Annotated in this window: 1 protein-coding gene; it reads left to right on the forward strand. The window is 66.5% G+C overall.

Features of this window, described 5'->3' with window-relative positions; all coding sequences use genetic code 11:
• The first annotated feature begins 92 nt into the window (after positions 1–92).
• A protein-coding gene (locus WFI16_RS26890; protein ID WP_419900919.1) for an IS630 family transposase occupies positions 93–1042 on the forward strand; the annotation gives its coding sequence in 2 pieces (ribosomal slippage) (positions 93–432 and positions 432–1042; 951 coding nt in all).
• The last annotated feature ends 15 nt before the right edge of the window (positions 1043–1057 follow it).

The following is a 1057-nucleotide window of genomic DNA, read 5'->3' on the forward strand; positions in this document are numbered from 1 at the left end:
TAGAGCATGATCCGACCTGTTTGACTCGGACGGGGATTCCCGGGCGGCTGGAAATCTGATTCACCCTGTTGGCCGGGAGGAGGCCGGTGGTGATGAGCAGAGCGCTGTCGTCCGACCTTAGGTCACGCGTCATTGCGGCCGTGGAGGCGGGCTCATCCCGCCGTGCTGCGGCGGCCCGGTTCGGCGTCTCCGTGTCCAGCGCGATCCGTTGGATGCAGGATTGGCGAGAGAGTGGCCGGGACCAGGCACGCCGCCAGGGTGGCGACCGCCGGTCGCAGCGTGCCGAAGCCTGCAAGGACATCATCCTCGCCGCGGTGGACGCCAAGGTCGACATCACGCTGGTGGAGCTGGCCGAGCTGCTCCGGCGGGACCACGGTGTCGCAGTGGCTCCGAGCACCGTCTGGCGCTTGCTGGACAGGCACCACATGACAGTCAAAAAAAGACAGCCCATGCCGCCGAGCAACTGAGGCCGGACGTGGCCGCCAGGCGCGAGGCCTGGTTCGAGGCGCAGCCTGACCTGGACCCCGAGCGGCTGGTCTTCATCGACGAGACCAGCGCCTCCACCAAGATGGCGCGGCTCTATGGCCGCTCCAAACGTGGCACCCGCTGCCGGGCACCCATGCCTCACGGTCACTGGAAGACGACCACCTTCACCGGCGCGCTGCGCTTGTCCGGCCTGACCGCGCCGATGGTGCTGGACGGCGCCATGACGGGCGAGTGGTTCACCGCCTATACACAGCAGGTTCTGGCACCCACCCTGCGCCCGGGCGACATCGTCATCCTCGACAACCTGCCCGCCCACAAAGGCGCTGCCGTCCGGGACGCCATTCAAGCCGCAGGCGCGACACTGCGTTTCCTGCCGCCCTACTCGCCGGACTTCAATCCGATCGAGAACGCCTTCTCCAAGCTCAAGGCGCTCCTGCGCAAGGCCGCCACCCGCACCATTGATGCGCTCTGGGATGCCATCCGTGACGCCCTCCCGCAGTTCTCACCGCAGGAGTGTGCCAGCTACTTCACCGCCGCAGGATATGAACCAGAATGATCGGATTATGCTCTA

The sequence above is a fragment of the Roseomonas sp. USHLN139 genome (assembly GCF_037145735.1).
In the GTDB taxonomy this organism is placed as follows: Bacteria; Pseudomonadota; Alphaproteobacteria; order Acetobacterales; family Acetobacteraceae; genus Pseudoroseomonas.